Source organism: Aeromicrobium endophyticum, assembly GCF_003586285.1.
Classification (GTDB): Bacteria; Actinomycetota; Actinomycetes; order Propionibacteriales; family Nocardioidaceae; genus Aeromicrobium; species Aeromicrobium endophyticum.
The window spans coordinates 608,849-635,396 of record NZ_QUBR01000001.1; the positions used below are offsets into that span (position 1 = coordinate 608,849).

The following is a 26,548-nucleotide window of genomic DNA, read 5'->3' on the forward strand; positions in this document are numbered from 1 at the left end:
TCGGGGGCACATCATGAGCATCACGTCGGCGGCACCGCGCGGCCGCATCAGGAGCATCGCGATCTGGACGGTCGTCGCCGTGGTCGGCGCGACGTGCTGGGCCGTGCTCGCCCTGTCGCGCGGAGAGAACGTCTCGGCTCTGTGGATCCTGTTCGCGGCGCTGTCGTCGTACGCGATCGCCTACCGCTTCTACTCGCGCTTCATCGCCACGAAGGTGCTCGAGCTCGACGACACCCGGGCGACGCCGGCCGAGCGTCTCGAGAACGGCGTCGACTACGAGGTGACCGACCGGCGGGTGCTGTTCGGCCACCACTTCGCGGCGATCGCCGGGGCCGGCCCGCTCGTCGGGCCCGTGCTGGCCGCGCAGATGGGCTACCTGCCCGGCACGATCTGGATCATCGTCGGCGTCATCCTGGCCGGGGCCGTGCAGGACATGGTGGTGCTGTTCATGTCGATGCGCCGCGACGGCAAGAGCCTCGGCCAGATGGTGCGCGAGGAGATCGGCGTCGTCGGCGGCACCGCGGCCCTCATCGCCGTCTTCGCGATCATGATCATCATCCTGGCGGTGCTGTCGCTGGTCGTGGTCAACGCGCTGGCCGAGTCGGCGTGGGGCGTGTTCTCGATCGGCCTGACGATCCCGATCGCGCTGTTCATGGGGTTCTACCTGCGCTACCTGCGGCCCGGACGCGTGCTCGAGACGACCGCGATCGGCGTCGTCGCCCTGCTGCTGGCGATCATCGGCGGCGGCTACGTCGAACAGCTGGGCCTCGAGGAGGCGCTGACGATCTCGAAGGAGCACCTCGTCATCGCCCTGGTCGTCTACGGCTTCGTCGCCTCGATCCTGCCGGTCTGGATGCTGCTGACCCCCCGTGACTACCTCTCGACGTTCATGAAGGTCGGCGTCATCGTGCTGCTGGCCGTCGGGCTCGTCGTGGCCGCCCCGGTGCTGCAGGCCGACGCCGTCACGTCGTTCGCGACCGACGGCGACGGGCCGGTGTTCGCCGGCAAGATCTTCCCGTTCGTCTTCATCACGATCGCCTGCGGCGCCCTGTCGGGCTTCCACGCGCTGATCGCCTCGGGCACGACGCCCAAGATGATCAGCAAGGAGAGCCACGTCCGCATGATCGGCTACGGCGGCATGCTGATGGAGTCGTTCGTCGCGATCAGCGCCCTGATCGCCGCCGTCGTCATCGACCAGGGGCTGTACTTCTCGATGAACGCCCCGGCCGCCATGACCGGCGGGACGGCCGAGGGCGCGGCCCAGTTCGTCGGCACGCTCGGCTACACCATCACGCCGGACCAGCTCAACGCAGCAGCCGCCGCGATCGAGGAGCAGACCCTCGTCTCGCGCACCGGTGGCGCACCGACCTTGGCGTTCGGCCTCTCGCAGGTCTTCCACGAGGCGTTCGGCGGCAACCTGCAGGCGTTCTGGTACCACTTCGCGATCATGTTCGAGGCCCTGTTCATCCTCACGGCCGTCGACGCCGGCACCCGCGTCGGGCGCTTCATGCTGCAGGACACGATCGGCAACGTCTGGAAGCGCTACGGCGACGTCTCGTGGCGTCCCGCCGCCTGGTCGGCCAGCGCGATCACGGTGGGCGCATGGGGCTACATGCTCTACATCGGCGTGACCGATCCGCTGGGCGGCATCAACCAGCTCTTCCCGCTGTTCGGCATCGCCAACCAGCTGCTCGCCGCGATCGCCCTGACGTTGTGCGTCACGCTGCTGATCAAGCACGGCAAGCTGCGCTACGCGTGGGTGCCCGGCATCCCGCTGGCGTGGGACCTCGTCGTCACGATGACCGCGAGCTGGCAGAAGATCTTCTCCGACAACCCGGCACTCGGTTACTTCGCGCAGGCGTCGCGCTACCGCGATGCCCGCGACGCCGGTGAGCTGCTGGCCCCGGCCGCCGACCGGGACCAGATGAACCAGGTCATCACCAACTCCACGACCAACGGCGTGCTGCAGTCGGCGTTCGCGGTGCTGGTGATCATCGTGGTCGCCAACGCCGTCGTCATCTGGGTGCGGGCGATCCGCGCCGGCTCCCTGCCCACCACCGAGGTGCCGCACACACCGTCCGAGATCGTGGCGCCCGCCGACTTCATCGCGACCGCCGACGAGAAGCGGGCCGTCGAGGAGTGGGAGGCCGAGCACCGCGACCGCCGGCCGGCGAGGAGCGGACGATGAGCGCGCTCGCGCGGGGCTGGCAGGGCCTGCGGTGGTACCTGCGGACGTTCAGCGGCGAGTCCCGCTGGGACGACTACCTGGCCGCGTGTGCGCGCGACGGCGTCACGCCCGCGAGCCGCAGGGAGTTCGAGCGTCATCGCGCCGACCAGGTGGAGCACGCCCCGATGGCCCGCTGCTGCTGACGAGACAGGGGTTGCGGTGATCCGTGGTCGACGCAACCATGGGCGGACGACCTCGCCTGATCGACCCATCGTTCGACTCACCGTTCGGCCCTAGGGGGACCACCATGCACGTCGTCATCGCCACCGACGGATCGAAGCAGTCGCTCAACGCCGCCCAGTACCTGCGCTCGTTCGCCGATCCGGAGTCGGTCACCTCGGTCAGCGTGCTGGCGGTCATCAGCCCGCTCGCAGCCGTGCCGTTCGCCACCGAGAGCGACAGCGGGCACAAGGACATCGAGGAGCTCTCCTTCCGCACCGCCGCCCAGGCGGCCACCGCCCAGGTGGCCGAGGTACTGGACGGCTGGGGCCCCAAGGTCACGCAGCAGATCCGCAGCGGATCGCCGGCCTCCGAGATCGTCAAGGCCGCCAAGGCCAAGGACGCCGGCCTGATCGTCGTGGCGAGCCAGAGCTCGCGGGCCTCAGCCGTCCTCATGGGATCGGTTGCCCACCGCGTGCTCAACAGCGCGACCTGCCCGGTGCTGGTCGTCCGCCCCGGCGCCAAGCCGAAGAAGGCCGCCCGCAAGAAGTAAGCCCGTCCGATCGGCCACCCTCGACGTCCGGTGGGACGATGGCGGCACCACCACCTGAGGAGTCCCGTTGAGCTGGATCGGTCCCGCTGCCAAGAAGGCGGTCAAGTACGGCCCGCAGGCCAAGGTCGCCTGGGACAAGGCCGGGCGGCCGGCCGCCGAGATCGCCGCCAAGAAGGCGCAGACGCAGCTGCAGCGCCGCAAGGCGTTCGCGAAGGCTGCGACCGTCGTCGAGGGCTCGGTCGTCCGCCTCATCCATGCCGGCGAGCCCGTCCACGTCGTGCTGGCCCACGGCGAGCCCGTCGAGGCCTACCCACCGGTCGACGTCGAGCTGCCCGTGCTGCTCAAGGACGCCGACCTCAGTGCCGCCGTGACGTCCGAGGAGCACGAGGCCAAGCGGGTCAAGGCCCGCGTCGCGCGCGCCCGGGGTCGACTGACGTCGTCCGATGAGGCGACAGGCGACTGACGCACCCGTCGCCGCCGCGTGAAATCATGACCGGATGACCTCGCGCACCCACGCCGACCGCTGCCCCGGGGTGCTGCGCCCGTGGATCGCCGACGACGGCGCGATCGTCCGGCTGCGGCTCGTGGGCGGCGCCCTGCCCACCACGGCTCTGTCGCGCCTGGTCGAGATCGCCGAGCAGCACGCCGACGGCACCGTGCTGCTGACCAAGCGCACCAACCTGCAGCTGCGAGGCATCCCGCACCACGACGGCTGCGTCCCGGCCGACCTCGTCGAGGCGCTCGGCGAGGCGGGCTTCCTGCCCTCGCCCAGCCACGAGCTGGTGCGCAACATCATGGTGTCGCCGTTGACCGGTCGCGCCGGAGGCCTGGCCGACCTGCGCCCGACGGCCCGCCTGCTCGACCGGTTGATGTGCGCCGAGCCCGAGCTGTCGCGGCTCGCCGGCCGCTTCCTGTTCGTGCTCGACGACGGCCGGGGCGACGTCGGCCACCGCAGCCTCGACCTCGGTGCGACGGCGGTCGACGCGGGGCACGTCCAGCTGCGCATCGGCGCCACGCTGTGGGGGCCCGTCGTCCCGCTCGACGACGCCGCACCGGCCCTCGTAGACCTCGCCCTGGCCTTCGTCGCGTCGGCCGGATCGGGAGACACCGCGGCGTGGCACGTCGACGAGCTGCCGCGACACGGCGCCGAGCTCGTGGCGAGGCCGTTCGCCCGCGACGCACGCACCCACGTCCGCTCGCTCCCCCTGCCGCACGGCATGATCGCGCAGGAGGACGGCACCGAGGCCATCCACCTGGACGTCCCCGACGGCCTGCTGACCCGCGACCTCGTCGACGCCATGGCCCTGCACTGGGCCGACGAGGTCGTCGTGACCCCGTGGCGCAGCATCATCATCCCCGACCTGGAGACCGAGTGACCCTCACACGACCCTCGCGCCACTTCGACTACGTCGACGACGGCGGCGCCATCTACGTCGACTCCTTCGCCACGATCCGCGCCGAGGCCGATCTGTCGCACCTGCCGGCCGATGCCGAGAAGGTGGCAGTGCGGATGGTCCACGCGTGCGGCCAGGTCGACCTGACCTCCGACCTGGTGATCCACGACCACCTCGTCACCGCCGCCCGCGGCGCCCTGCAGTCGGGCGCCCCGATCATCACCGACGCCACGATGGTCGCGTCCGGCGTCACCCGCGCCCGCCTGCCCAAGGACAACGACGTCATGTGCTTCCTGCGCGACGAGCGCGTGCCCGGGCTGGCCGCGGCGTGGAGCACGACCCGCTCCGCCGCCGCCGTCTCGCTGTGGGAGGAGCACCTGGAGGGTGCCGTCGTCGCGTTCGGCAACGCGCCCACCGCGCTGTTCCACCTGCTCGAGATGCTGCTCGACGGCGCTCCCCGGCCCGCCGCGATCATCGGCACGCCGGTTGGCTTCATCGGCGCCGCGGAGTCGAAGGACGCGCTCGCGGCCCTCGTCGAGGTCGACAGCCGGCTCGACCTCCCGTTCCTGACGGTGCGCGGACGACGCGGCGGATCGGCGATGGCCGCCTCGGCGATCAACGCCCTCGCGCAGGAGAAGGAGTGAGCGCCGGACGTCTCTGGGGCGTCGGGCTCGGGCCCGGCGATCCCGAGCTGATCACGCTGAAGGCCGCCCGGCTGATCGAGTCGGCCGACGTCATCGCCTACCACCAGGGCGTCGGCAAGCAGTCGAACGCCCGCCGCATCGCCGTCGGGCTGTTCCCCGCCGACGTCGTCGAGGAGGTACTGCAGTACCCCGTCACGACCGGCACCACCGATCACCCCGGCGGCTACGCGGGTGCGATGGCCGAGTTCTACGAGGAGTGCGCCACGCGGCTGGGCGACCATCTCGAGGCGGGTCGCGACGTCGTCATCCTGGCCGAGGGCGATCCGCTGTTCTACGGCTCGTACATGTACATGCACGACCGTCTCGCCGACCGGTTCGAGACCGAGGTCGTGCCCGGTGTGCCGGCCTTCGCCGCCGCGACCGCGGCAGTCGCGTCGCCGCTCGTGCGGCTGACCGACGTCCTGACGATCCTGCCGGGCACGCTGCCCGAGCCCGAGCTCGCGCGCCGCCTGGCCGACACCGACGGCGCCATCATCATGAAGCTGGGTCGCACGTTCCCGGCCGTCGTCTCGGCCCTGCGCCAGGCCGGCCGCCTCGACGGCGCGCTCTACGTCGAGCGCGCCTCGATGCCCGAGCAGCGGTGGATGCCGGTCGCCGACGTCGACCCGACCTCGGTGCCGTACTTCTCGCTCATCGTCGTCCCCGGCGACACCAAGCCCCGCCGAGCGCTCCCTGAGCCTGTCGAAGGGACGTCCTTTCGACAGGCTCGAGGAGCAACCGCCGCGGAGGTGCTCGTCGTCGGGCTCGGCCCCGGGCCCGACCGGTGGATCACCCCCGAGGTCGCCGAGGCGCTCGCCGAGGTCGAGCACGTCATCGGCTACGCCCCCTACGTCGACCGCGTGCCGCAGCGCGAGGGCCTCACCCGTCACGCCTCGGGCAACACCGTCGAGGTCGATCGCGCCCGCGCGGCCCTCGACCTGGCGCTGGACGGCCAGCGCGTCGCAGTCGTCTCCGGCGGCGACTCCGGCATCTTCGGCATGGCCGCGGCCGTCTTCGAGGCCGCCGAGGACCCCGCGTACGCAGGGGTGCCGATCCGCGTGCTGCCGGGCCTGTCGGCCGTGCAGGTCGTCGCGGCCCGCGCCGGCGCCCCGATAGGCGGCGACTTCGCCGTCATGAGCCTGTCCGACCGGCTCAAGCCCTGGGAGCTCATCGAGACGCGACTGCGTGCGGTCGCCCAGGCCGACCTCGTCCTGGCGGTCTACAACCCGCGGTCCCGCTCACGCACCACGCAGGTGGCCGACATGCAGCGCGTGCTGCTCGAGCACCGTGCTGCCGAGACCGTCGTCGTCGTCGGGCGCGACGTCGGGCGCGCCGAGGAGTCGCTGGTCGTCACGACGCTGGGCGACCTCGACCCCGAGTCGATCGACATGAAGTGCCTGCTCATCGTGGGCGCCAGCGGCACGCGGACGACCCCGGCCGGTCAGGCCTGGACGCCGCGCTTCGTCGACTGAGGATCGTCAGCGCCGGCGCACGAGACGCCTGAACCGGCGCGCGATGCCCCACAGCGTCACCTTCCACATCGCCTCGGCGACGATGCCCCTGCTCATCTTGGACTCGCCGCGCTCGCGCTCGCGGAAGGTGATCGGGTGCTCGACGATCGAGCCGCCCGCGTCGAGGACCCTCAACGTCATGTCGACCTGGAAGCAGTAGCCCTTGGAGTCGATCGACCCCAGGTCGATGCGGCGCAGGACGTCTGCGCGGTACACCCGGAACCCAGCCGTGGCGTCCTTGACGTGGATGCCGAGAGCCAGCCGCGCGTAGGCGTTGCCGCCCCGGCTGAGCAGCTGCCGGCTGAGCGGCCAGTCGACGACCGCTCCACCGCTCACCCAGCGCGAGCCGATGACCAGCGCGCCCTCGGGGCCGAGGCGTTGCACCATGCCCGGCAGCGACTCGGGGGCGTGGGAGCCGTCGGCGTCCATCTCGACCAGCAGCTCGAAGCCACGCTCGAGCCCCCAGCCGAAGCCCAGGATGTAGGCCGAGCCCAGCCCGAGCTTGCCGGTGCGGTGCAGCACGTCGACGCGATCGTTGCTCGCGGCGATCGTCTCAACCAGGTCGCCCGTGCCGTCGGGGCTGCCGTCGTCGACAACCAGCACGTGGTGCCGCTCGGAGGCCGCCAGCGTCCGGTCGATGATCGACACGATGTTGTCGCGCTCGTCGTACGTGGGGACGATGACGAGGACGCGACCGTCCGCGTCGATCGCGTCGCTCATCGGGGCCTCAGAGGGTGGGGTCGTCGCCGACCCTCACCAGCAGCTTGCCGAAGCTCTTGCCCTTCAGCAGGCCGAAGAAGGCCTCCGGGGCGTTCTCGAGCCCCTCGACGACGTCCTCCTTGTACTGCAACGACCCGTCGGCGATCCACTGCGCGACGTCGCGCTGGAAGTCCTTGTAGTGCGTCTTGACGAACTCGGTCTGGATGAATCCGCGCACCGTCAGGCTCTTGGTCAAGATGGTCTGCATCAGGCGCGACGAGCGGTCGGGCCCCGGCGGCAGCTCGGTGTCGTTGTAGTGCGCGACGAGTCCGCACACCGGCACGCGGGCGTAGGTGTTGAGGCGCGGCAGCACGGCGTCCCAGACGTGGCCACCGACGTTCTCGAAGTAGACGTCGATGCCGTCCGGCACGACGGCGGCGAGATCGTCCTTGAAGGTGGGTGAGCGGTGGTCGAGGGCCTCGTCGAAGCCGATCTCGCGCAGGAACGCGACCTTGTCGGGACCACCGGCGATGCCGATGGCGCGGGCGCCCTTGAGACGGGCGATCTGGCCGACCGCCGAGCCGACGGGCCCGGCCGCGGCGGCCACGACGACGGTCTCGCCGGGCTGCGGGCGGCCGATCTCGAGCAGGCCGGCGTAGGCCGTGAAGCCCGGCATGCCCAGCACGCCGACGGCGGTGGAGAGGGGTGCTCGGGAGGGGTCGAGCTTGCGCACCTGGCCGGCGGAATGGACGCTGTGCGACTGCCAGCCGCCGTAGGCCAGGACGAAGTCGCCCGGCGCGAGCGAGGGATCGCGCGACTCGACGACCTCGGAGACCGTGCCGCCCTCCATGACCGCGCCGACCTCGACCGGGGCCGCGTACGACTTGGCGGCGCTCATGCGTCCGCGCATGTAGGGGTCGAGCGACAGGTAGATCGTGCGCAGCAGCACCTCGCCCTCCGCGGGCTCGGGCAGCGGCCCGGTCTGCACCTCGAAGTTCTCGGACGTGGGCTCGCCGTGGGGGCGCGAGGCGAGCAGGATGCGGGTGGCGTGCGTCGTGTCTGTCATCGTGTCCGACCCTACCCACCCGCGACCACGGCGACTCCACGGGCGAGACTGGGGCCATGACGCAGAGCAGGGCGTTCTGGCGCTCGGTCGAGGCCATCCACGACGTCGTCTACTTCCGGCCGGACGCCAAGGCGCGGTACGAGGCGATCGGGCTCAAGGGTTACTGGATGGGCTACGTCGCGTCCCGCTCGGCCGCCGCCGGCACACCGTCGGCGAACCTCGTCACGGCCATGTTCCACGGATTCGCCCCGTCGCCGATCGGCCGCGCCGTACCGGACGCGTGGGCGCTCGCGTCGCGCGACGACGTCCTCGACACCCGCCTGGCGCTGGCTCGCGACGCCCTCGCGCCCGCCGCGACCGACCTCGACGTCGCGCAGGTGGCGCGAGAGCTGACCCAGGTGGTCGCCGGCCTCGACCTGGCCGGCAAGCCGCTCGCGGCAGCACACGCCGACCTGCCCGCCCCCGCCGACGACCTCGGACGCCTGTGGCACGCGGCGACGATCATCCGCGAGTACCGCGGCGACTGCCACGTCGCGGTGCTGACGGCCGCAGGCCTCGACGGGGCCGCCGCCAACGCCCTCGCCGTTGCGACCGGCCTGGCACCCGCCGAGCAGCGCACGTTCCGCGGCTGGACCGACGACGAGTGGGACCGCGCCCTGGGCCGGCTCGGCACCCGCGGCTGGGTCGACGCGTCCGGGACGGCCACCGACACCGGTCGGGCGGCCCGGGCGCAGATCGAGGACACCACCGACCGCGTCTGCGCCGCCGGCCTCGACCAGCGGGCGACGGGCCGCGCGATCACCGTCGAGGCATCCGTCGTCGGCCTCGCTCGGGCCCTCGAGCACACCGGGGCGATCTCGTACCCCAACCCGACCGCGGTCCCCCGCCCCTGAGCCGGAACAGGCGCACGGGGGCAGGCACACTGGGGCCGTGACCCTCCGCAGAAGCTTCTGGCACGCCGTCGAGACCATCCACCACGTCGTCTACTTCAGCCCCGGCGCGAAGGGCGCGTTCGAGGCGGTCGGGCTCAAGGGCACCTGGATGGGCTACTTCGCATCCCGCGCCGTCGCCTTGGGCACGCCCCCGCCCGAGGTCGTCGTCGCGACGTTCCACGGCTTCGCGCCGCGCATGGTGCACCGCGCCCTGCCGGCGGCCTGGCAGCTCGCCTCGCGCGACGACATCCTGACCGCCCGCTACGCGCTGGCTCGCGAGACGATCGCGCCGGGCTTCGCGGACGTCGACGTGTCGGTACTCGCGGCGGGCCTGCAGGCCGGCCTGCCGGGTCTCGACCTGGCCGGGCGTCCACTGGCCGCCGGCCACGTCGCCCTGCCGGTGCCGGGAGACGACCTCGGCGCGGTCTGGCACGCGGCCTCGGCGCTGCGCGAGTACCGCGGCGACTCGCACCTGGCCGTGCTGACCGCCGCCGGCATCGACGGCGTCGCCGCCAACGTCCTGGCGGTCGCGGCGGGCATGGCGATGGATGGGCAGCAGCAGCTGCGCGGCTGGACCGACGACGAGTGGTCGGCCGGGGCCGAGAGGCTGCGCTCGCGGGGCTGGATCGGCGCCGACGACGCGATCACCGAGGCCGGCATCATCGCCCGAACCCAGATCGAGACCGACACCGACCGCGCGACCGCCGCGGGCATCAGCGCCGAGGCCACCTCGCACCTGGCATCGGTGGCCCACCTGGCCGTGACGGCGTCCAAGCAGATCGTCGCGGCAGGCATCGACCCCACCGGTCACTGAGCCGTCGCTCGGCGGCTTCCGGACGTCATCACATCAGTACCTAGGTCGCGACCGACGTGATGACGTCCCGACAGTCCTCTGGGGACGTCATCACATCAGTACCTGCGATGCAGCATCCGTGATGACATCCCCGCGGGGGTGGGGTCAGCGGCCCGTCCAGACGGGCTCGCGTCCCTCCGCGAAGGCTGCGACGCCCTCGCGGGAGTCGTCGGACAGGATCACCGGCGAGGCCATGACGCTCTGGCGCTCGAAGGCCTCGTCCGGGCTCCAGCCCGGCGCTTCGTCGACGATCTGCTTGCCGACCGCGACGCTGAGCGGGGCGTTGGCCGCGATCTGGTGCGCGAGACCCAGGGCGACCTCGAGGGCCGTGCCCGGTGCGACGACGCGGTTGACCAGGCCCAGCTCGGCCAGGCGCCCGGCCGACATCGGTTCGCCCAGCAGCGTCAGCTCCATCGCGATGTTGCGGGGCAGCCGGTCGCGCAGCCGCGCCACACCGCCCGCCGCCGCGATCAGGCCGCGGCGCACCTCGGGGATGCCCAGCACGGCGTCGTCGGCTGCGACGACCAGGTCGGCGGCCAGGGCGAGCTCGCACCCGCCGGCGAGCGCGCTGCCCTCGATCGCGACGATCAGCGGCTTGGTCGGCGGCTGGCCCGTCAGGCCGAGCGGCCCCCTCCGCTCGGTCACGGGGAGCTCTCCACGGGCGGCGGCCTTGAGGTCCATGCCGGCACAGAACGTTCCCCCGGCGCCCGTCAGCACGATCGCGCGGATCGTCACGTCGGCCTCGGCGTCGTCGATCGCCTGCTCGAGCGCGGTGGCGGTGCGGACGTCGATCGCGTTGCGCACCTCGGGCCGGTCGAGCGTCACGACGGCGACGGCACCCTCACGCTCGACCACGACCGAGGGACGCGGAGGGTCGGGCAGCGCGCGGACGTCGTCGTCCAGCACCTCGACGGCGCCGCCGACCAGACGCACCGTGCGCCCGACCGGGTCACCCTCCAGCACGAGCGCGAGGACGTCAGCGTCATCGGTACGCACCAGCACGCGGTCGCCGTCCGAGGTCAGCGTGCTGAGGATCGCCGCCTCCGGGGCGCCGTCGCGGCCGTACGGGACCGTCGTCGCCTCCACCACGACGTCGCCCTCGTACCGGCGCAGCACCCGGCGCGCCGGCGGCCGCTCCACCATCGGACGCAGGTGGGCGAAGGCCGTGTCGGGCGGCGTGGCCGAGTAGAGCCCCACCGCGTGCTTGGTGGCGTACCACCCGAGCGACGTCGACAGGCCCGTGCTCATCGGGTCGTCGCGCAGGATCGGCACCATCGTGGCGATCGCGTGGCTGCCGTAGCCGTTGCCGGGCCCGCCGGCGAACGTCAGCCCGCCCGTGACCGACAGCGGACGGCCCGGGTCGTCGACGGGCAGGTCGAGCGCGTCCGCCGCGATCTGCACCGCGGCCGGGAAGCACGAGTAGAGATCCACGTGGCGCACGTCGTCGATCGTCAGCCCGGCGTGGTCGAGCGCGGCCCGCCCCGCGGCGCGGATCGCCGGCGACCGCGAGAAGTCGGCACGCTGCGAGACGAACCACTCGTCGCTGGCCGACGCACCAGCCAGCACGAAGACCCACTTCTCCTGCGGGATGCCCGCCGCGTGTGCGGCGGCAACGCTCGTCACGATCAGCCCCGACGCCAGGTCGACCTGCAGGTTGGCGCACATCAGCTTGGTGTACGGCTCGCTGATCGCGCGGTTGCCAGGCGTCGGCGTCGCCAGCTCGTCCGGGTCGACGGCGGTCGGGCTCCACGCGAACGGGTTGGCCGCGGCGATGCGCGAGAACCCCGACCACAGGCGCGCGATCGCTGCCCGGTGCGTCGCGACGTCGTGGCCGAGGCGCCGCCGCACCGCCGACTCCATCAGCGAGTACATGAACACGGGGGCGCCGAGCCCGACGGCGGTCTCGGCCTCGTGGTTGGCGACGCGGTCGACGCCGACGACCCGGTCGGGCGCCGCGTCGGCGTCCTGCTCGGGCCACTGCGGCGTCCGTCCGTCCTTCTGCAGCGCCGCCAGCGTGGAGCCCGCCTCGGCACCGGCGACCAGCACGATGCGCGAGCGTCCGCTGACGATCGCGGCTGCGGCCTCGTTGACCAGCAGCTGCGAGCCGTCGCCGCCGTAAGGGGTCGACTGCACGCGCTCGCCCGGCGTCGCGCCCACCGCCTCGGCCACGAGGGCCGCCTGGTCGCGGTACGTCCACGACGCGCTCGGGACGGCGTAGACGGCATCGGCCGCCTGCAGCAGGGCCTCTCCCGGTCCGGCGTCGTCGGCAGCCGACCGGAGGGCCCGCGCCGCCAGTGCGACTGGGTCGCAGTCGGGGTCGGCCACGTGCTGGACGACCTGACCGACGCCCACGACGACCGGGGTGGTCGGGTCGAGCACCACGCCGGTCGCCTCGTGCCGCACGGGCTCGTCGCGCACCGTCCAGCCAGGCCGCGAGCCGCCACTTGCCAGACCTGCGAGGCGGGCCACCGACGCGGCGAGCGCGGCGTCGATGCTGCGCACGACCGTGGTGCCGATGGGGCCCCGCAGCGGGGGGCCGTCCATGCCGACGTCGACCCGCACGACCGAGCCCGATCCGTCGGGGGCGACGGTGCACCACAGGCCCAGCACGATGCCCATCGGCCCGGTGCCGCGCAGCGACAGGCCCGTGCGGGTGACGGTCTCGACGGTCCAGCGCACCTCGGCCGGGATGTCCATCAGCAGGATCTGCTGCGCGAAGGTGCTGCCGGGCCGCAGGACTCCGGGTGGGTCACCTCGCCAGGCCGAGTGCAGCGAGAACCAGTCGGGGGCGCGCGAGAAGTCGACCAGGGCCGCGACCAGCTCGGTCGCCGGTGTCGGCGACGACGCCACCGCGACGCTGCGACGCCCGTAGTCGTCCAGCCCCTCGGGTGCGACGATCTCCACCGACGCCACGACGTCGGAGCCGTCCCGCCCCGTGCCGGCGCCCCGCCCCTTGAGCCTGTCGAAAGGCAGAGTCCCCAACAACGCCTTGCGCGTCTCGGGGTTGCGGGCCATCCCGGCCAAGGCGGACGCCGTCCCGGTGACCTGCTGGGCGCGGCGGCGGACGGACTTCTTCGGGCTCATGGCAACTTTCCGTACGATCGGACTGTTTGTGGCGTGAGAAGTCTCGCCGACCGCCGACCGTCTGGCAAGGTGTGACCATGCCGACCCCGTCGCCCCGTCGCACGCAGCAGGAGCGCTCGGCCGCGACCCGCACCCGCGTCGTCGATGCGACCGTCGCGTCGCTGATCGAGCTGGGCTACGCGGCGACGACGATCTCGCGGGTCCAGGAGCGTGCCGGCGTCGCCCGCGGCACGCTGCTGCACCACTTCCCGCACCGCGCCGACCTGCTGGTCGCGGTGGTCGAGGACGTCGCGAGCCGGCGGCTGCACGTCCTGGCCGAAGCGCCAGGCACCGGCGGGTGGGACGCCGCGGTCGACCTGGTGTGGCGCGACCTGCAGAGCCCCGCGTTCCTGGCCGTCCTCGAGCTGTGGGTCGCAGCGCGCACCGATCCCGACCTGCGCGCGGCCCTGGCACCCGTCGAGCGGACGGTGTTCGAGGCGGTGCACCGCGCCGTCGCCGCCGTGGTCGCCGACGACGATCCCCGCGTGCCGACGCTGGTGCAGTTCACGATCGACCTGCTGACGGGCTCGGCGATGACGACGCTGCTCGGCGACGGCGGCACGCAGCAGGTGCTGCTCGACCGGTGGCGTCGCGCGATCCCCGTGCTGCTGGGCCAGGCGGGAGCCGGTGACTGGGTCTAGCGTGGATCCATGGCATCACCCGCGGTCGAGATCGAGGTCGGTGGACGCACCGTGCGCGTGTCCAACCCCGACCGCGTGTACTTCCCCGACCACGGCTGGACCAAGCTCGACCTCGTCGAGTACTACCTCGCCGTCGGCGAGCCGCTGGTCAACGCCCTGTACGAGCGACCGTGCATGCTGCACCGCTTCCCCAAGGGCGTCGACGGCGAGAAGGTGCACCAGAAGAAGGTGCCGAACGGGGCGCCTCCGTGGCTCGAGACCGTGAGCATCCACTTCCCCCGGTTCGATCGCGACGTCGACGAGGTGTGCGTCACCGAGGTCGCCGCGGTCATCTGGGCGGTGCAGATGTCGACCGTCGAGTTCCACCCCTGGAACAGCCGCCGCGGTCACGTCGAGCAACCCGACGAGTGGCGCATCGACCTGGACCCAGGCGACGCCTGCGACTTCGCCACGGTGCAACGCGTCTCGCACGTCGTCCACGAGGTGCTGGACGAGCTGGGTGCCACCGGGTTCCCGAAGACGTCCGGCGGGTCGGGGCTGCACGTGTACGTGCGCATCCCGCCCGACCACGGCTTCGACGACGTCCGCCGCGCTGCCTTGGCGTTCGCGCACGAGGTCGAGCGGCGCACCGACGAGGTGACGACCGCGTGGTGGCGCAAGGACCGCGATCCGTCGCAGGTGTTCGTCGACTACAACCAGAACGCCCGCGACCACACGATCGCCGCGGCGTACTCGGTGCGGGGCTTCGCCGACGGCCGCGTGTCGACGCCGGTCGAGTGGCACGAGATCGACGACCTCGATCCGCACGACTTCACGATCGCGACGGTGCCGGAGCGGCTGGCGCGCATCGGCGACCTGCACGCCTCGATCGACGACGCCCCGTTCGACCTCGCGCCGCTGCTCGAGTGGGCCGACCGCGACGACGCCGACGGCTCACCCTGAGGAGCTGGTCCCGTACCGCGACACGCAGAACGCCTGCAGGCGCGTGGCCACGTCGCGCAGGGCGCCGGCGGCGTGGTGGGTGGGCGACCACGAGGCCGTCAGGGTCGTGGTGATCGGGCCGTCGCGCCCCATGATCTGCAGCGCGTGCAGGTCGAAGCGTGGGTCGTCGGTCAGCACCGCGACGCCGCGGCCCGCCGCCGCGAGCGCCTGGGCGATCTGCGGGCCCGTGCACTCGATGACGTCCGCCAGCAGCAGGTCGTGCTCGCGGGCGACGTCGTCGAGGATGCGACGGGCCCGGAACGGCGGCGCCAGCGCCAGGATCGGCTGGGCACTCAGCTCGGCCACCGTCACCGACGTGCGCGACGACCACGCGTGCGAGGCGGGCACGTAGGCCCAGACCGGCAGCTCGCACAGCCGGATGCGGGAGAGCCCTTGGCTCCGCGGATCTCCGCCGACGACGAGGTCGGCTCCCGAGCCCAGGGCGGCGCTGTCGCTGAGCCCGGCGAGGTCGACGATGCTCGGCACCGGGTCGGACAGGCCCAGGGTGGCGACGAACGGCGCGATGACGTCCGCCTCGGTCGTGGCGGGCGCCGCGATCGTCATCTGGTCGAGTCGTCCCGCTGACAGCGACCGGGCGACCGACCGCAGACGGTCGTCGGCGGCCAGCAGCTCGACGACGTGCGGCAACAGCTCGCGGCCCGATGCGCTCACGGCGAGACGACCTCGCGACCGCTCGAACAGGTCGACCTTGAGCTCGGCCTCGAGCGACTGCATCTGGCGCGACAGCGCGGGCTGGGTGATGAGCACCTCGTCGGCGGCGCGACTCACCGACCCCGTGCGCGCGACGACCACGAAGTTGCGCAGGACACGAAGATCCATCGATGTGCTCCCAGCATGAGAAAGTGCGCCGACGCACCACGCACGGCATAGCGTATCTCGCACATCTGCCCGTGAGTCGGCGATCGACTCACGGGCAGGACAGCCGGGGCGGGAGACCTAGGCGGTCTCGACCTCGAGCTTGACGTCGACGTTGCCGCGGGTGGCGTTCGAGTAGGGGCACACCTGGTGCGCGACCTCGACGGCCTTCTGCGCGTCCTCCTGCGAGACGCCGCCGCCGAGCTCGACGTGCAGCGTCACGGCCAGCTCGAAGCCGCCCTTGCCGTCGGGGCCGATGCCCACCTCGGCCGTGACGGCCGAGTCGACGACGTCGACGCCGTGCACCTTGCTCGTGGCCTTCAGCGCGGAGTGGAAGCACGCGGCGTAGCCCGCGGCGAACAGCTGTTCGGGGTTAGTCGCACCGCCGGCACCACCCATCTCCTTGGGCGCGCGGACGTCGGTGTCGATCAGACCGTCGTTCGAGCGGACGTGACCGTTGCGGCCGTCGCCGTCGGACGTGGCGACAGCGGTGTAGGCGATGGACTCAGGCATGGCATGCTCCTCGAAATGACGTAGACTGACTAGTACGTCTACATGGTGGCACAGGCAGCCAAGCCCGAGCACCCCACCCCTGAGAGGAGCGCCATGAGCGTCATTGAGATGAAGCCGGTCCGCGAACGCATCCTCGACGCAGCGGTCGAGCTGTACTACTCCGACGGCATCCGCGCCGTCAGCGCCGACAAGCTGATCGCCGCCGCCCACGTCTCGAAGGTGACGTTCTACCGCCACTTCCCGACCAAGGACGACCTCGTCGCGGCCTACGTCGCCGTGCGGGCCGAGGACGAGCGCGACGCCGTGTCGGCCAAGCGCGAGGAGCTGCCGGACGATCCCGCGGCGGTGCTGCGCTGGTACGCCTCGGTGGTCGGCGTGGCCGCGTGCACGCCCGGCTTCCGCGGATGCCCGTTCATCAACGCCGCGGCCGAGATCACCGACCCCGACCACCCCGGCCGGACGATCATCCGCGAGCACCGGGCGTGGCTCACGGGCCAGGTGCGCGAGCTGCTCGACCAGCTCGGCGTCGAGCACGCGGCGTCGCGGGCCGAGCAGATCATGATGCTGCGCGACGGCGCGATGGTGTCGGGCTACCTCGGGCTCGCCCCCCAGCAGGTCGCCGACGAGCTCACGACCGCCGCCCGCTCGATCATGGGCCGGTAGCCGCGCACCTCCGTGGGTACGTCCCACCCGTGAGAGTGCTGGCGGACGTCTGGGAGCCCGGGCTCGACCTCGTGCTGTGCGGCACGGCGGTCGGACCGTGCGCCGCCGAGCGCGGGCACCACTACGCGCAGCGCGGCGACGCCGCGTGGAGGCTCCTGCACGACAGCGGACTGACGACCGCGCTGCTCCGGCCGGACGACGAGGCCCTCTTGACCCGGCACGGCGTCGGGCTCGTCGACCTGGTCAAGCGGCTCCCGCCCCCCGACCCCTTCGACGTCGCCGGGTTGCTCCGCGTGCTCGAGCAGGTCGGTCCCGGATGGGTCGCCTTCAACGGCCGCGTCGGTGCCGACGCCGTGGCCCGAGCCCTGGGCGAGCCCCGCCCGTCGCTCGGACGCCAGCGCTGGACGCTCGCAGGGGCGCACGCCTTCGTCCTGCCCAGCAGCAGTGGGGCGAACCAGCGACGTGACCACGGGGGACGCCCCGACCGACTCTCTTGGTGGGCCGAGCTGGCGTCCCTCGTCACGGAGAGCCGACCCCGGCTCGCCCGCCCGGTCAGACCGCCGGCGCCACCTGCGGGTACATCGCCTCGATCGGGGCGCTCAGCCCCGCCTTGACCTGACGACTGACGTCGTCGGCCAGCACCTCGAGCTGACCGGCCTCGATCGCGTCGAGCGCCTGGCGGACCACGTCGACGGGCGACGCCTTCGGAGCGTCGATCGCAGCGACCATGTCGGTGTCCATGTAGCCCACGTGCAGGCCGACGACCTGCACGCCCTGCGGTGCCAGCGCCAGGCGGAACGCGTTGGTCGCACTCCAGAAGGCAGCCTTGGTGGTCTCGTAGGCCCCGCCGAACGAGACCCACGACAGCGCCGAGTGGATGTCGAGCACCACGCCGCCGCCGTTGGCGACGATCGCGGGGGCGAGCGCCGACGTGACCTGCAGCGGGCCGAAGAAGTTGGTCTCGAACTCGCGACGGATGTCGGTCTGGTCGACGTCGAGCACGCGGGCACCCGTCACGATGCCGGCGTTGTTGACCAGCATGGTCACGTCGGGCGCGGCCTCGGCGGCGCGTCGCACCGACCCCGCGTCGGTCACGTCGAGCTGAAGGGCGACCACGCGACCGTCGGTCGTGTTGATCGTCGACGCGTCGCGTGCCGTTGCGTAGACCTTGCGCGCCCCGCGCTCGAGCAGCTGCGTCACCAGCTCCTTTCCGAGCCCGCGGCTGGCTCCGGTCACGAAGGCGATCTGCTGGTCGATGCTGGTCATGGCGACATCCTTGGTCGAGTGGTACACCGATCTGTGTACTCTGCTACGGTACACAGATCGGTTTACTTCTGGCAAGCGCCGTCCTAGACTCGATCCATGCCCCCCACGACCGTCCCGAAGCCCGCACCCCGCGAGCGGCTGCTCGCCGCGGCCGAGACGCTGTTCTACGACGAGGGCATCCACATCGGCGTCGACCGGCTGTGCGCCGTCGCCGAGGTCTCCAAGCGATCGATGTACCAGCACTTCGGCGGCAAGGACGACGTCATCGTCGAGATGCTGCGCGCACGCGCCGGCCGGCTGGCGGCGGCGTGGTCGAGCAGCGAGGGCCGCACACCGCGAGCCCGCATCCTCGCGGTGTTCGACTCGGTGCGCGAGATGTCGGCCTCACCCGACTTCCACGGGTGCCCGTTCGTCAACGTCGCCACCGAGCTGAAGGACCGCGAGCACCCGGCGAACGTCGCGGCGCTCGGGTACAAGCTGGAGCTCAACCGGTTCTTCGAGGACCAGGCGCGGTCGGGCGGCGCGGCCGACCCGCAGGCGCTCGGCGTGCAGCTGACCATGATGTTCGACGGGGCCTGCGCCTACAGCGTCGTCCGCGGAGGCACCACGGACGCCGCCCTTGGCGCCGTCGAGACGCTGCTCGATGCCCAGGGCGTCACCGACTGACCGACGTCACGGTCGGGTGATGCCGCGCTTGGCCGACCTGTCGCGGGACGCGTCGTAGAGGTACGACTCGGCACCCCGGACGTCCGGTGCCAGCGCTCGCCCGACCAGGATGACGGCCGCCTGACGCAGACCGGCCGCCTCGACCTGGTCGGCGATGTCGCCGAGCGTGCCGCGCAGCACCACCTCGCTGGGCTGGGTCGCGTTGGCGACGACCGCGACGGGGCAGTCGGCGCCATACGACGCGGCGAGCTCGTCGGCCAGCACCCGGGTGCGCGTGATCGCCAGGTGCAGCACGAGGGTCGCCCCGGAGGCTGCGAAGTGGGCCAGCGACTCACCCTCGGGCATCGCGGTCGACCGCGCCTGGGTGCGAGTCAGCACGACCGACTGGACGACCTCGGGGACGGTCAGCTCGGCCCCCAGCAGCGCGGCTGCGGCGGCGTAGGCGGGCACGCCGGGCGTGACGTCCCACGGCACCCCGTGGGCGTCCAGCCGCTTGGTCATCTCGTGGATCGCCGAGTAGATCGACGGATCGCCCGAGCACAGCCGGACGACCTCGTGCCCGGCGGCGTGCGCGTCGACGAGCCGCGCCGTGATCTGGTCGAGGTCCAGGTGCTGGGTGTCGACCAGGTCGGCGCCCTCGGGACAGTGACCCAGCACGGCCTCGTCGATGTAGGTGCCGGCGTAGACGCAGACGTCCGCCCGGTTGAGCAGCGCGACCGCCCGCAGGGTCAACAGGTCAGCCGCCCCCGGCCCGGCCCCCACGAAGTGGACGGTCATGACGCCGCCTTCGTCACGGCCCACTGCATGATGGCGCGCGACGGCGTCCACCCCGTGAAGGTGCCGATGGGTGCGGCGTGCTCGACGTGCAGCCGGGTCAGCTCGCCGCCCAGCGCGGCGTAGCGGTGAGCCAGCAGCGACTCGGTCTCGAGGGTGACGCCGTGGACGACGAGCCGCCCGCCGGGCAGCAGAGCGTCCCAGCACGCGTCGAGCAGGCCGTCCTCGGTCGCACCTCCGCCGATGAAGATCGCGTGCGGGGCCTCCAGACCGTCGAGGGCCTCGGGGGCCCGCCCGGTCACGACGTCCAGGGCCGGGACGCCCAGCGTCGAGGCGTTGCGCGCGATGCGAGCCGCGCGCTCCTCGCGCGCCTCGACCGCGATGGCCCGGCACGTGGGATGGGCTCGAAGCCACTCGATGCCGACCGAGCCGGCGCCCGCGCCGACGTCCCACAGCAGCTGGCCGGGCACGGGGGCCAGGCGGGCGAGGGCGGACGCACGGACGTCCCGCTTGGTGATCTGCCCGTCGTGCTCGAACGCGTCATCGGGCAGGCCGGCGACGAATCCCAGCGGACGGGCGCCCGAGCTGGCGAGCTCGACCGCGATGACGTTGAGGTCGGGCGACGCCTGGTCGCGCCACGACGCGGCGACCCCGTCGACGCGGGCCTCGTCGGCCGATCCCAGGTCGGACAGGACGCTCATGGGGCTCGCGCCGTACCCCGCCGCCGTGAGCAGCGCGGCGACCTCGGCCGGGGTCGAGCCGTCCGACGACAGCACGAGCAGCCGCAGGCCGGGGGCCAGCGAGCGGGCCACGAGGTGCGGGTCGCGTCCGACCAGCGTCACGACCTCGGTCGACTCGGCCGACCAGCGCATGCGGGCGCGCGCCAGCGCGACCGACGACAGTGCGGGCACGACGGTGACCGACTCGCGGCCCAGCAGCTCGACCAACGTCGTCGCGATGCCCGAGACGAGGGGGTCGCCCGAGGCGAGCGCCACGACGTCGTGGCCGTCGAACCTCGCGAGCAGCGCGGGCAGCGCGTCGCGCAGTGGCGACGGCCAGGCCTCGCGGATCTGATCCGGGACGTCCGGCAGCATCGCCAGGTGCCGCTGGCCGCCCAGCACCACCGGGGCCCCGTCGACCAGCTCTCGCGCCGTCTCGCTCAACCCCGACCAGCCGTCCGCGCCGATTCCGACGACCGTCACCCGTGTGCTCACGGGCATCTACGCTATCCCGCCCACGCCCTCCCGCCCGAGCCCGTCCGCTCCCACCCCGCCGCCCCCACCCCGCGAGTGGCGCAGTTCGGTGAAACTGAGACGGCGTGTCTCACGAAAGTGCGCCGCTCGGGGACCGGAGTGCGCCACTCGGGGACCGGAGTGCGCCTCTCGGGGCGCCGAGCACCACGACCGTTAGGCTGAGGGCAGAAGGCTCGAGGTGCCCCGCGAGGGGAGAATCGGGAAGCCGGTGAGAATCCGGCACAGGGCCCGCTGCGGTGACCGAGGCACAGACCCCGGAAGTCCGAAGACCGGCCTCGCGCCTGATCGGTGGGTGCAGCCGTGCCCGTCGTCCGTCGGCAGACGAGCGGGAGCCCCACATGCCACAGCACTACCCCTTCAGCGCCGTCGTCGGATCTGACGACATGGCGCTGGCCCTGACCCTCTCGACCATCTCGCCGGCCATCGGCGGCGTGCTGGTGCGCGGCGAGAAGGGCACCGCCAAGTCGACGATGGTGCGCGCCCTCGCCTCGATCCTTCCCCCGATCGACGTCATCGCGGGCGACCGGTTCTCGTCCGACCCGCGTGAGGCCCAGCCGCTCTCGCCCGATGGCCCGTTCGGCCCCGACGCGGACGTCGAGACGCGCGCCGTGCGCCTCGTCGAGCTGCCCGTCGGCGCCACCGAGGACCGCGTGCTCGGCTCTCTGCACCTCGAGAAGGCGCTGTCCGAGGGCGTCACCGAGTACGAGCCCGGGCTGCTGGCCCGCGCCCACCGCGGCATCCTCTACGTCGACGAGGTCAACCTGCTGCACGACCACCTCGTCGACCTGCTGCTCGACGCCGCCGCGATGGGACGCTCGACGGTCGAGCGCGACGGCGTCTCGGTCGAGCACGCCGCCCGCTTCGTGCTCGTCGGGACGATGAACCCCGAGGAGGGCGAGCTGCGCCCCCAGCTGCTCGACCGCTTCGGGCTGACGGTCGAGGTCGCCGCGCCGCGTGACCCCGCCGTCCGCGTCGAGGTCGTCCGCCGCCGCCTCGCCTACGAGACCGACCCCGATGCCTTCGCGGCACGCTTCGCCGACGACGAGGCTGCGCTGACCGACCGCATCCAGGCCGCGCAGAAGCTCGTCGAGCAGGTCGACCTCAGCGACTGGGCCATGCTCAAGATCGCCGAGGTCTGCGCCGCGTTCGAGGTCGACGGCATGCGCGCCGACATCGTCACAGCCCGGGCGGCCTCGGCCCACGCGGCCTGGAACGGACGCACCGCCGTCACGCGTGACGACATCCGCGCCGCGGCCCGCCTGGCCCTGCCGCACCGCCGCCGCCGCAACCCGTTCGACGCGCCCGGCATCGACGAGGACCTCCTCGAACGCATCCTCGGCGACGACGAGCCCGAGCCGCCGACGCCGGACGGCACCGACGGGGACGAGGACGAGGGCGGCGAGGCTTCGACGGGCTCAGCCGGCGAGGGCTCAGCCGGCGACGAGTCGAGCACGCCCCCGGCGCCTGCCGAAGGGACGTCGGACGCTTCGACGGGCTCGACAAGCTCAACGAGCGAGACCAGCGAGACCAGCGAGACCGACACCTCGACGAGCGAGGACACCTCGACGCCCGGTGGCACCGACGAGGTCACCGTCGCCGGCGCCCAGCAGCCGTTCCGTCCCAAGCTGTTCACGGTCGGCGGCACTGGAGCGGGCGAGTCCGGACGTCGGTCGCGCGCCATCACCGAGACCGGCCGCCGCGTCGGCGCCGCGCCGCGCACGGGCCAGGGCGGCTCGATCCACCTCACCGAGACCATCCGCGCCGCGGCACCGCACCAGATCGCCCGGGGCCGGGCCCTCGGCTCGCGCGGGCTCGACTTCCGCGCGTCCGACCTGCGCCTCGCGATCAAGGAGGGCCACGAGTCCAACCTGATCCTGTTCTGCGTCGACGCCTCCGGCTCGATGGCAGCACGCCGGCGCATGGAGCAGGTCAAGACCGCGATCCTCTCGCTGCTCATGGACGCCTACCAGCGTCGCGACAAGGTCGGGCTCATCACCTTCCGCCAGGACGGGGCCGAGCTGGCCCTGCCGCCCACCGGCTCGATCGACATCGCCGCGTCCCGCCTCGCCGACCTGCCCGCGGGCGGGCGCACCCCGCTGGCCGAGGCGCTGCTCAAGACCGCCGACGTCCTGCGCCTCGAGCGGGTGCGCGACCCCCGCCGCCGCCCGCTGCTCGTCGTCATCACCGACGGTCGCGCGACGTTCGGCGACGACGCGATCGGCCGCGCGCACCGCGTGGCCGCGCACCTGGGCGCGACGGGCGTCGCGAGCCTGGTCATCGACTGCGAGACCGGCAAGTTCAAGATGGGCCTCGCGCTCCAGCTGGCCGACCACCTGATGGCCGAGTACGTGCCGCTGGGCGAGGTCAGCGCCTCGGCCCTCACCGATGTCGTGAAGGGAGCGGCCTGATGCCCCAAGGCGTCCCCCTCACCGTCCCCGACGACGGGCTCACCACCAAGCAGCGGCGCAACCGTCCGCTGGTGATGGTCCACACCGGCGCCGGCAAGGGCAAGTCGACGGCCGCGTTCGGCATGGCCATGCGCGCGTGGAACCAGGGCTGGGACATCGGCGTGTTCCAGTTCGTCAAGTCCGCCAAGTGGCGCATCGGCGAGCAGACCGTGCTCGAGCGCCTCGCCGAGCTGCACGACACGACCGGCGTCGGCGGCCCGGTCGAGTGGCACAAGATGGGCTCCGGCTGGAGCTGGTCGCGCAAGGAGGGCTCGGACGACGACCACGCCGCCGACGCCGCCGAGGGATGGGCGGAGGTCAAGCGCCGCATCGCCGAGGAGCGCCACGACCTCTACGTGCTCGACGAGTTCACCTACCCCATGAAGTGGGGCTGGGTCGACGTCGACGACGTCGTCGAGACGCTGAGCAACCGCCCGGGCCGGCAGTACGTCGTCATCACGGGACGTCACGCCGATCCCAAGCTCGTCGAGATCGCCGACCTGGTCACCGAGATGCAGCACGTCAAGCATCCCTTCGACAACGGTCAGAAGGGTCAGCGAGGCATCGAATGGTAGGCAAAGATCATCCGGCTGCGGTCAGCCTTCCAAGACTCGTGATCGCCGCGCCGGCGTCCGGTCACGGCAAGACGACCATCGCGACAGGGCTGATGGCCGCCCTCACACGGGCCGGCCACGACGTCTCGTGCCACAAGGTCGGACCCGACTACATCGACCCGGGCTACCACGCGCTGGCCACGGGCAAGCCCGGCCGCAACCTCGATCCGCACATGGTCGGCGAGCACCGGCTCGCCCCGCTGCTGCTGCACGGAGCCGGTGTGGGCGGCGACCGGCCCGCCGACGTCGCGATCGTCGAGGGCGTCATGGGGCTCTACGACGGGCAGATCGGCGGCAACGGGTTCTCGTCGACGGCGCACGTCGCGACCGTCACCCAGACCCCCGTCGTGCTCGTGGTCGACATCTCGCACGCGTCCCGCTCGATCGCCGCGGTCGTGCAGGGCATGGTCGCGTTCGACCCGTCGGTGCGCATCGTCGGCGTCATCGTCAACAAGGCCGGCTCGGCGCGGCACGCCACCGAGGTGGTCTCCGCGCTCGAGTCGACCGGCGTGCCGGTGCTCGGCGTGCTGCAGCGCGACGACGGCATCGTGGCCCCGTCGCGCCACCTGGGCCTCGTGCCCGCCGACGAGCGCGACGATGCCGCGCACGCCCTCGACCGGCTCGCCGACCAGATCGCCGAGCGCATCGACCTCGACCACCTGCTGGCCCTGGCCCGCACCGCTCCCGATCTCGACGCGGCGCCGTGGGACCCGTCCGCCGAGGTGCACCCGCCGTCCGAGCGACGTCCGCTCGTCGCGATGGCCGGCGGGCGAGCCTTCACGTTCCGCTACGCCGAGACCGAGGAGCTGCTGCGCGCGGCGGGCTGCGACGTCGTCACGTTCGACCCCCTCTCGGACGAGCGACTGCCCGAGGGCACCGCGGGCCTGTACCTGGGCGGCGGGTTCCCCGAGGTGCACGCTGCCGGACTGGCCGCCAACGCCCCCTTGCGCACCGCGCTGCGCGAGGCGGTGCAGTCGGGGATGCCCACCGTCGCCGAGTGCGCCGGCCTGCTCTACCTGTGCCGCTCGGTCGACGGCATCCCCATGGTGGGCGCGGTCGACGCCGACGCCGTCATGAGCCCGCGGCTGACGCTGTCGTACCGCTCGGTCGTCGTGCCGACCGACCAGCTGATGGGCGTGGCCGGCACCCGGGTGACGGGCCACGAGTTTCACCGCACCAAGCTCGTCGACGCCGTCGACCAGGGCACGGCCTCGTGGTTGCTGGACGGCGAGGGCCACGGCATCGGCTCCGAGACGCTGCACGCCTCGTACCTGCACACCCACTGGGCCGGCCACCCTCGCATCGCCCAGCGCTTCGCCGACGCCGTCCACGCCTACGAGCCGGGCAACACGGAGCGCAGCGACCGTGAGCGAGACGAGGCGACCTCACTTCTCGTGGACGCCTCGGTCGCTGGCGCTCCCTCACGTTCCTCGCAGAGCTCGTCACTGGCGAACGGTCTTGCGTTCCATGGGGATGCCGAGCTGGGCGAGGGCCTGGTCGACTTCGCGGTCAACATCCACGACGACGCACGACCCACCTGGCTCGTCGACGCCCTGCACGCGAGCGTGGACGACGTCGGCGCCTACCCCGACGCCCGCGAGGCCGAGCACGCGATCGCGCGACGTCACGGCCGCGCCACCGACGAGGTGCTCGCGACAGCAGGAGCGGCCGAGGCGTTCAGCCTGATCGCCCGCGCCCGCCCGTGGAAGCGCCCCGTCGTGGTGCACCCGCAGTTCACCGAGCCCGACGCCGCTCTGCTCGCCGCGGGTCACACCCCCCACCACGTGCTGTGCGACCCCGCCAACGGCTTCGCGCTCGACCCCACCCTGGTGCCGTCGGACGCCGACCTGGTGATGATCGGCAACCCGACCAACCCCACCAGCGTCCTGCACCCCGCGCAGACCGTCCGGATGCTGCTGCGCCCGGACCGCGTCGTCGTGGTCGACGAGGCGTTCATGGACTCCGTGCCCGGCGAGCGGCACTCCCTGGCCGGGCAGCCCGTGCCCGGCCTGCTGGTCGTCCGCAGCCTCACGAAGCTCTGGTCGATCCCGGGCGTGCGGGCGGGCTACGTCATCGGCGGCCAGCAGCTGCTGGCCGAGCTGCGCGCGCAGCAGTCGCCGTGGTCGGTGTCGGCCCAGGCGATCGCCGCGATGACCGCCACGACGTCCGACCAGGCGCTGGCCGAGGCCGCCACCCGCGTCACCCGCATCGCGCAGCACCGCGCCGTGCTGACCGACGGTCTCACCGAGCTCGGCGTGCGCTTCACGGCTCCCGCGGCCCCGTTCGTGCTGGCCGAGCTGGGCCGCGGAGCCCACGAGCAACTGCGGGCTGCCGGATACGCGCTGCGCCGCGCCGACACCTTCCCGGGCCTGGACGACGCCTGGGTGCGCATCGCGGTGCGCCGCCCCGACACGACGCGCAAGCTGCTCGCCGCCCTGAGGGTCGAGCTGTGACGCCGTTCGACGTCGCCGGTCTCGACGCCGTCGTGATCGGCGGCGACACCCGGGCCGCGGCGCAGGTCGCCGCCCTGCTCGACGGCGGCTCCAGCGTCACCGTCGTCGCCCCCGAGCTGACCGCGACGATCGATGACCTCGTGGGCCGCGGTCTCGTCACCTGGGTCCGCGACGTCGAGCCGGCCGACCTCGACCGGTTCG

Annotated in this window: 25 protein-coding genes, 1 pseudogene and 1 riboswitch; of the genes and pseudogenes, 18 read left to right on the plus strand and 8 right to left on the minus strand. The window is 72.6% G+C overall.

The features are described 5' to 3' along the window. Window positions 1-13: 13 nt before the first annotated feature. From DX116_RS03035 to DX116_RS03065, 7 genes are all read left to right on the plus strand, one after another. Window positions 14-2,188 (plus strand): carbon starvation CstA family protein, encoded by a 2,175-nt coding sequence (locus DX116_RS03035; RefSeq protein WP_119702715.1) that lies wholly within the window; start codon window positions 14-16, stop codon window positions 2,186-2,188. Next, window positions 2,185-2,370 (plus strand): YbdD/YjiX family protein, encoded by a 186-nt coding sequence (locus DX116_RS03040; protein ID WP_119702716.1) that lies wholly within the window; start codon window positions 2,185-2,187, stop codon window positions 2,368-2,370. Before DX116_RS03035 ends, DX116_RS03040 begins: the two co-directional genes overlap by 4 nt. Before the next feature lie 104 nt (window positions 2,371-2,474). Beyond that, entirely contained in the window at window positions 2,475-2,939 is a 465-nt protein-coding gene (locus tag DX116_RS03045) for a universal stress protein (protein ID WP_119702717.1), read from the plus strand. A gap of 67 nt (window positions 2,940-3,006) precedes the next feature. Beyond that, a complete protein-coding gene (locus DX116_RS03050; protein ID WP_119702718.1) occupies window positions 3,007-3,402 on the plus strand; it encodes a hypothetical protein in 396 nt (131 codons plus the stop codon). A gap of 34 nt (window positions 3,403-3,436) precedes the next feature. Beyond that, complete coding sequence (locus tag DX116_RS03055; protein ID WP_119702719.1) at window positions 3,437-4,315, plus strand: sulfite reductase subunit beta; 879 nt, start codon at window positions 3,437-3,439, stop codon at window positions 4,313-4,315. Further along, complete coding sequence (locus DX116_RS03060) at window positions 4,312-4,977, plus strand: precorrin-8X methylmutase (protein WP_119702720.1); 666 nt, start codon at window positions 4,312-4,314, stop codon at window positions 4,975-4,977. Before DX116_RS03055 ends, DX116_RS03060 begins: the two co-directional genes overlap by 4 nt. Beyond that, the gene (locus DX116_RS03065; protein WP_119702721.1) at window positions 4,974-6,488 is read left to right on the plus strand and encodes a precorrin-2 C(20)-methyltransferase; all 1,515 of its coding nucleotides are present in this window, start codon (window positions 4,974-4,976) and stop codon (window positions 6,486-6,488) included. Before DX116_RS03060 ends, DX116_RS03065 begins: the two co-directional genes overlap by 4 nt. Before the next feature lie 6 nt (window positions 6,489-6,494). Here DX116_RS03065 and DX116_RS03070 read toward each other — a convergent pair whose 3' ends face one another. Together DX116_RS03070 and DX116_RS03075 are read right to left on the minus strand one after the other, a co-directional pair. After that, complete coding sequence (locus DX116_RS03070; RefSeq protein ID WP_119702722.1) at window positions 6,495-7,247, minus strand: polyprenol monophosphomannose synthase; 753 nt, start codon at window positions 7,245-7,247, stop codon at window positions 6,495-6,497. A 7-nt stretch (window positions 7,248-7,254) separates the two neighbouring features. After that, complete coding sequence (locus tag DX116_RS03075; protein ID WP_119702723.1) at window positions 7,255-8,292, minus strand: NADP-dependent oxidoreductase; 1,038 nt, start codon at window positions 8,290-8,292, stop codon at window positions 7,255-7,257. 56 nt (window positions 8,293-8,348) lie between these two features. Between DX116_RS03075 and DX116_RS03080 the strand changes: the two genes are divergently transcribed. Continuing rightward, entirely contained in the window at window positions 8,349-9,185 is an 837-nt protein-coding gene (locus tag DX116_RS03080) for an SCO6745 family protein (protein ID WP_119702724.1), read from the plus strand. 37 nt (window positions 9,186-9,222) lie between these two features. Beyond that, a complete protein-coding gene (locus DX116_RS03085; RefSeq protein WP_119702725.1) occupies window positions 9,223-10,038 on the plus strand; it encodes an SCO6745 family protein in 816 nt (271 codons plus the stop codon). A 144-nt stretch (window positions 10,039-10,182) separates the two neighbouring features. Here DX116_RS03085 and DX116_RS03090 read toward each other — a convergent pair whose 3' ends face one another. Next, entirely contained in the window at window positions 10,183-13,161 is a 2,979-nt protein-coding gene (locus tag DX116_RS03090) for a type II toxin-antitoxin system Rv0910 family toxin (RefSeq protein WP_119702726.1), read from the minus strand. Window positions 13,162-13,238: 77 nt separating this feature from the next. Between DX116_RS03090 and DX116_RS03095 the strand changes: the two genes are divergently transcribed. Then, complete coding sequence (locus tag DX116_RS03095) at window positions 13,239-13,841, plus strand: TetR/AcrR family transcriptional regulator (protein ID WP_119702727.1); 603 nt, start codon at window positions 13,239-13,241, stop codon at window positions 13,839-13,841. 9 nt (window positions 13,842-13,850) lie between these two features. Continuing rightward, entirely contained in the window at window positions 13,851-14,783 is a 933-nt protein-coding gene (gene ligD / locus DX116_RS03100; protein WP_119702728.1) for a non-homologous end-joining DNA ligase, read from the plus strand. Here ligD and DX116_RS03105 read toward each other — a convergent pair. Continuing rightward, window positions 14,775-15,662: a LysR family transcriptional regulator gene (locus DX116_RS03105; protein WP_119702729.1), complete on the minus strand. Its 888-nt coding sequence runs from the start codon at window positions 15,660-15,662 to the stop codon at window positions 14,775-14,777. The genes ligD and DX116_RS03105 overlap by 9 nt on opposite strands. A gap of 117 nt (window positions 15,663-15,779) precedes the next feature. Beyond that, window positions 15,780-16,211: an organic hydroperoxide resistance protein gene (locus DX116_RS03110; RefSeq protein WP_119702730.1), complete on the minus strand. Its 432-nt coding sequence runs from the start codon at window positions 16,209-16,211 to the stop codon at window positions 15,780-15,782. Between the two features lie 93 nt (window positions 16,212-16,304). Here DX116_RS03110 and DX116_RS03115 point away from each other — a divergent pair, with 93 nt between their 5' ends. After that, the gene (locus tag DX116_RS03115) at window positions 16,305-16,874 is read left to right on the plus strand and encodes a TetR/AcrR family transcriptional regulator (RefSeq protein ID WP_119702731.1); all 570 of its coding nucleotides are present in this window, start codon (window positions 16,305-16,307) and stop codon (window positions 16,872-16,874) included. A gap of 29 nt (window positions 16,875-16,903) precedes the next feature. Continuing rightward, the gene (locus tag DX116_RS03120) at window positions 16,904-17,488 is read left to right on the plus strand and encodes a mismatch-specific DNA-glycosylase (protein WP_119702732.1); all 585 of its coding nucleotides are present in this window, start codon (window positions 16,904-16,906) and stop codon (window positions 17,486-17,488) included. Here the strand turns inward: DX116_RS03120 and DX116_RS03125 are convergent. Next, window positions 17,427-18,140 (minus strand): SDR family oxidoreductase, encoded by a 714-nt coding sequence (locus DX116_RS03125; RefSeq protein ID WP_119704098.1) that lies wholly within the window; start codon window positions 18,138-18,140, stop codon window positions 17,427-17,429. The genes DX116_RS03120 and DX116_RS03125 overlap by 62 nt on opposite strands. A 96-nt stretch (window positions 18,141-18,236) precedes the next feature. Here DX116_RS03125 and DX116_RS03130 point away from each other — a divergent pair, with 96 nt between their 5' ends. Continuing rightward, the gene (locus DX116_RS03130; RefSeq protein ID WP_119702733.1) at window positions 18,237-18,806 is read left to right on the plus strand and encodes a TetR/AcrR family transcriptional regulator; all 570 of its coding nucleotides are present in this window, start codon (window positions 18,237-18,239) and stop codon (window positions 18,804-18,806) included. Window positions 18,807-18,812: 6 nt separating this feature from the next. On the opposite strand, the gene cobM is transcribed toward DX116_RS03130, so the two are convergent. Together cobM and cbiE are read right to left on the minus strand one after the other, a co-directional pair. Then, window positions 18,813-19,583 (minus strand): precorrin-4 C(11)-methyltransferase, encoded by a 771-nt coding sequence (gene cobM / locus DX116_RS03135; RefSeq protein WP_119704099.1) that lies wholly within the window; start codon window positions 19,581-19,583, stop codon window positions 18,813-18,815. Further along, entirely contained in the window at window positions 19,580-20,794 is a 1,215-nt protein-coding gene (gene cbiE / locus DX116_RS03140) for a precorrin-6y C5,15-methyltransferase (decarboxylating) subunit CbiE (RefSeq protein ID WP_233556549.1), read from the minus strand. Before cbiE ends, cobM begins: the two co-directional genes overlap by 4 nt. 198 nt (window positions 20,795-20,992) lie before the next feature. After that, a riboswitch (cobalamin riboswitch) is annotated at window positions 20,993-21,125 on the plus strand. Window positions 21,126-21,171: 46 nt separating this feature from the next. Between cbiE and DX116_RS03145 the strand changes: the two genes are divergently transcribed. The 4 genes and pseudogenes from DX116_RS03145 to DX116_RS20465 form a co-directional block, all read left to right on the plus strand. Next, on the plus strand, window positions 21,172-23,241 hold the full coding sequence (locus tag DX116_RS03145) for a magnesium chelatase subunit D family protein (RefSeq protein WP_119702735.1): 2,070 nt from the start codon (window positions 21,172-21,174) through the stop codon (window positions 23,239-23,241). Then, the gene (gene cobO, locus DX116_RS03150; protein WP_119702736.1) at window positions 23,241-23,855 is read left to right on the plus strand and encodes a cob(I)yrinic acid a,c-diamide adenosyltransferase; all 615 of its coding nucleotides are present in this window, start codon (window positions 23,241-23,243) and stop codon (window positions 23,853-23,855) included. Before DX116_RS03145 ends, cobO begins: the two co-directional genes overlap by 1 nt. Beyond that, entirely contained in the window at window positions 23,849-26,347 is a 2,499-nt protein-coding gene (locus DX116_RS03155) for a cobyrinate a,c-diamide synthase (RefSeq protein ID WP_119702737.1), read from the plus strand. The genes cobO and DX116_RS03155 overlap by 7 nt, the downstream gene beginning before the upstream one ends. Beyond that, window positions 26,344-26,547, plus strand: a pseudogene (locus DX116_RS20465) (NAD(P)-dependent oxidoreductase); the annotation flags it as partial. The gene DX116_RS03155 and the pseudogene DX116_RS20465, both read left to right, overlap by 4 nt. Window position 26,548 lies beyond the last annotated feature (1 nt).

Coding starts and splice junctions, on each gene's coding strand:
- DX116_RS03090 (WP_119702726.1), bottom strand. CDS start 13,161: ATGAGCCCGAAGAAGTCCGTCCGCCGCCGCGCCCAGCAGGTCACCGGG.
- ligD (WP_119702728.1), top strand. CDS start 13,851: ATGGCATCACCCGCGGTCGAGATCGAGGTCGGTGGACGCACCGTGCGC.
- cobM (WP_119704099.1), bottom strand. CDS start 19,583: ATGACCGTCCACTTCGTGGGGGCCGGGCCGGGGGCGGCTGACCTGTTG.
- DX116_RS03110 (WP_119702730.1), bottom strand. CDS start 16,211: ATGCCTGAGTCCATCGCCTACACCGCTGTCGCCACGTCCGACGGCGAC.
- DX116_RS03075 (WP_119702723.1), bottom strand. CDS start 8,292: ATGACAGACACGACGCACGCCACCCGCATCCTGCTCGCCTCGCGCCCC.
- DX116_RS03045 (WP_119702717.1), top strand. CDS start 2,475: ATGCACGTCGTCATCGCCACCGACGGATCGAAGCAGTCGCTCAACGCC.
- DX116_RS03035 (WP_119702715.1), top strand. CDS start 14: ATGAGCATCACGTCGGCGGCACCGCGCGGCCGCATCAGGAGCATCGCG.
- DX116_RS03145 (WP_119702735.1), top strand. CDS start 21,172: ATGCCACAGCACTACCCCTTCAGCGCCGTCGTCGGATCTGACGACATG.
- DX116_RS03070 (WP_119702722.1), bottom strand. CDS start 7,247: ATGAGCGACGCGATCGACGCGGACGGTCGCGTCCTCGTCATCGTCCCC.
- DX116_RS03040 (WP_119702716.1), top strand. CDS start 2,185: ATGAGCGCGCTCGCGCGGGGCTGGCAGGGCCTGCGGTGGTACCTGCGG.
- cobO (WP_119702736.1), top strand. CDS start 23,241: ATGCCCCAAGGCGTCCCCCTCACCGTCCCCGACGACGGGCTCACCACC.
- DX116_RS03095 (WP_119702727.1), top strand. CDS start 13,239: ATGCCGACCCCGTCGCCCCGTCGCACGCAGCAGGAGCGCTCGGCCGCG.
- DX116_RS03080 (WP_119702724.1), top strand. CDS start 8,349: ATGACGCAGAGCAGGGCGTTCTGGCGCTCGGTCGAGGCCATCCACGAC.
- DX116_RS03130 (WP_119702733.1), top strand. CDS start 18,237: ATGCCCCCCACGACCGTCCCGAAGCCCGCACCCCGCGAGCGGCTGCTC.
- DX116_RS03115 (WP_119702731.1), top strand. CDS start 16,305: ATGAGCGTCATTGAGATGAAGCCGGTCCGCGAACGCATCCTCGACGCA.
- DX116_RS03155 (WP_119702737.1), top strand. CDS start 23,849: ATGGTAGGCAAAGATCATCCGGCTGCGGTCAGCCTTCCAAGACTCGTG.
- DX116_RS03105 (WP_119702729.1), bottom strand. CDS start 15,662: ATGGATCTTCGTGTCCTGCGCAACTTCGTGGTCGTCGCGCGCACGGGG.
- DX116_RS03125 (WP_119704098.1), bottom strand. CDS start 18,140: ATGACCAGCATCGACCAGCAGATCGCCTTCGTGACCGGAGCCAGCCGC.
- DX116_RS03055 (WP_119702719.1), top strand. CDS start 3,437: ATGACCTCGCGCACCCACGCCGACCGCTGCCCCGGGGTGCTGCGCCCG.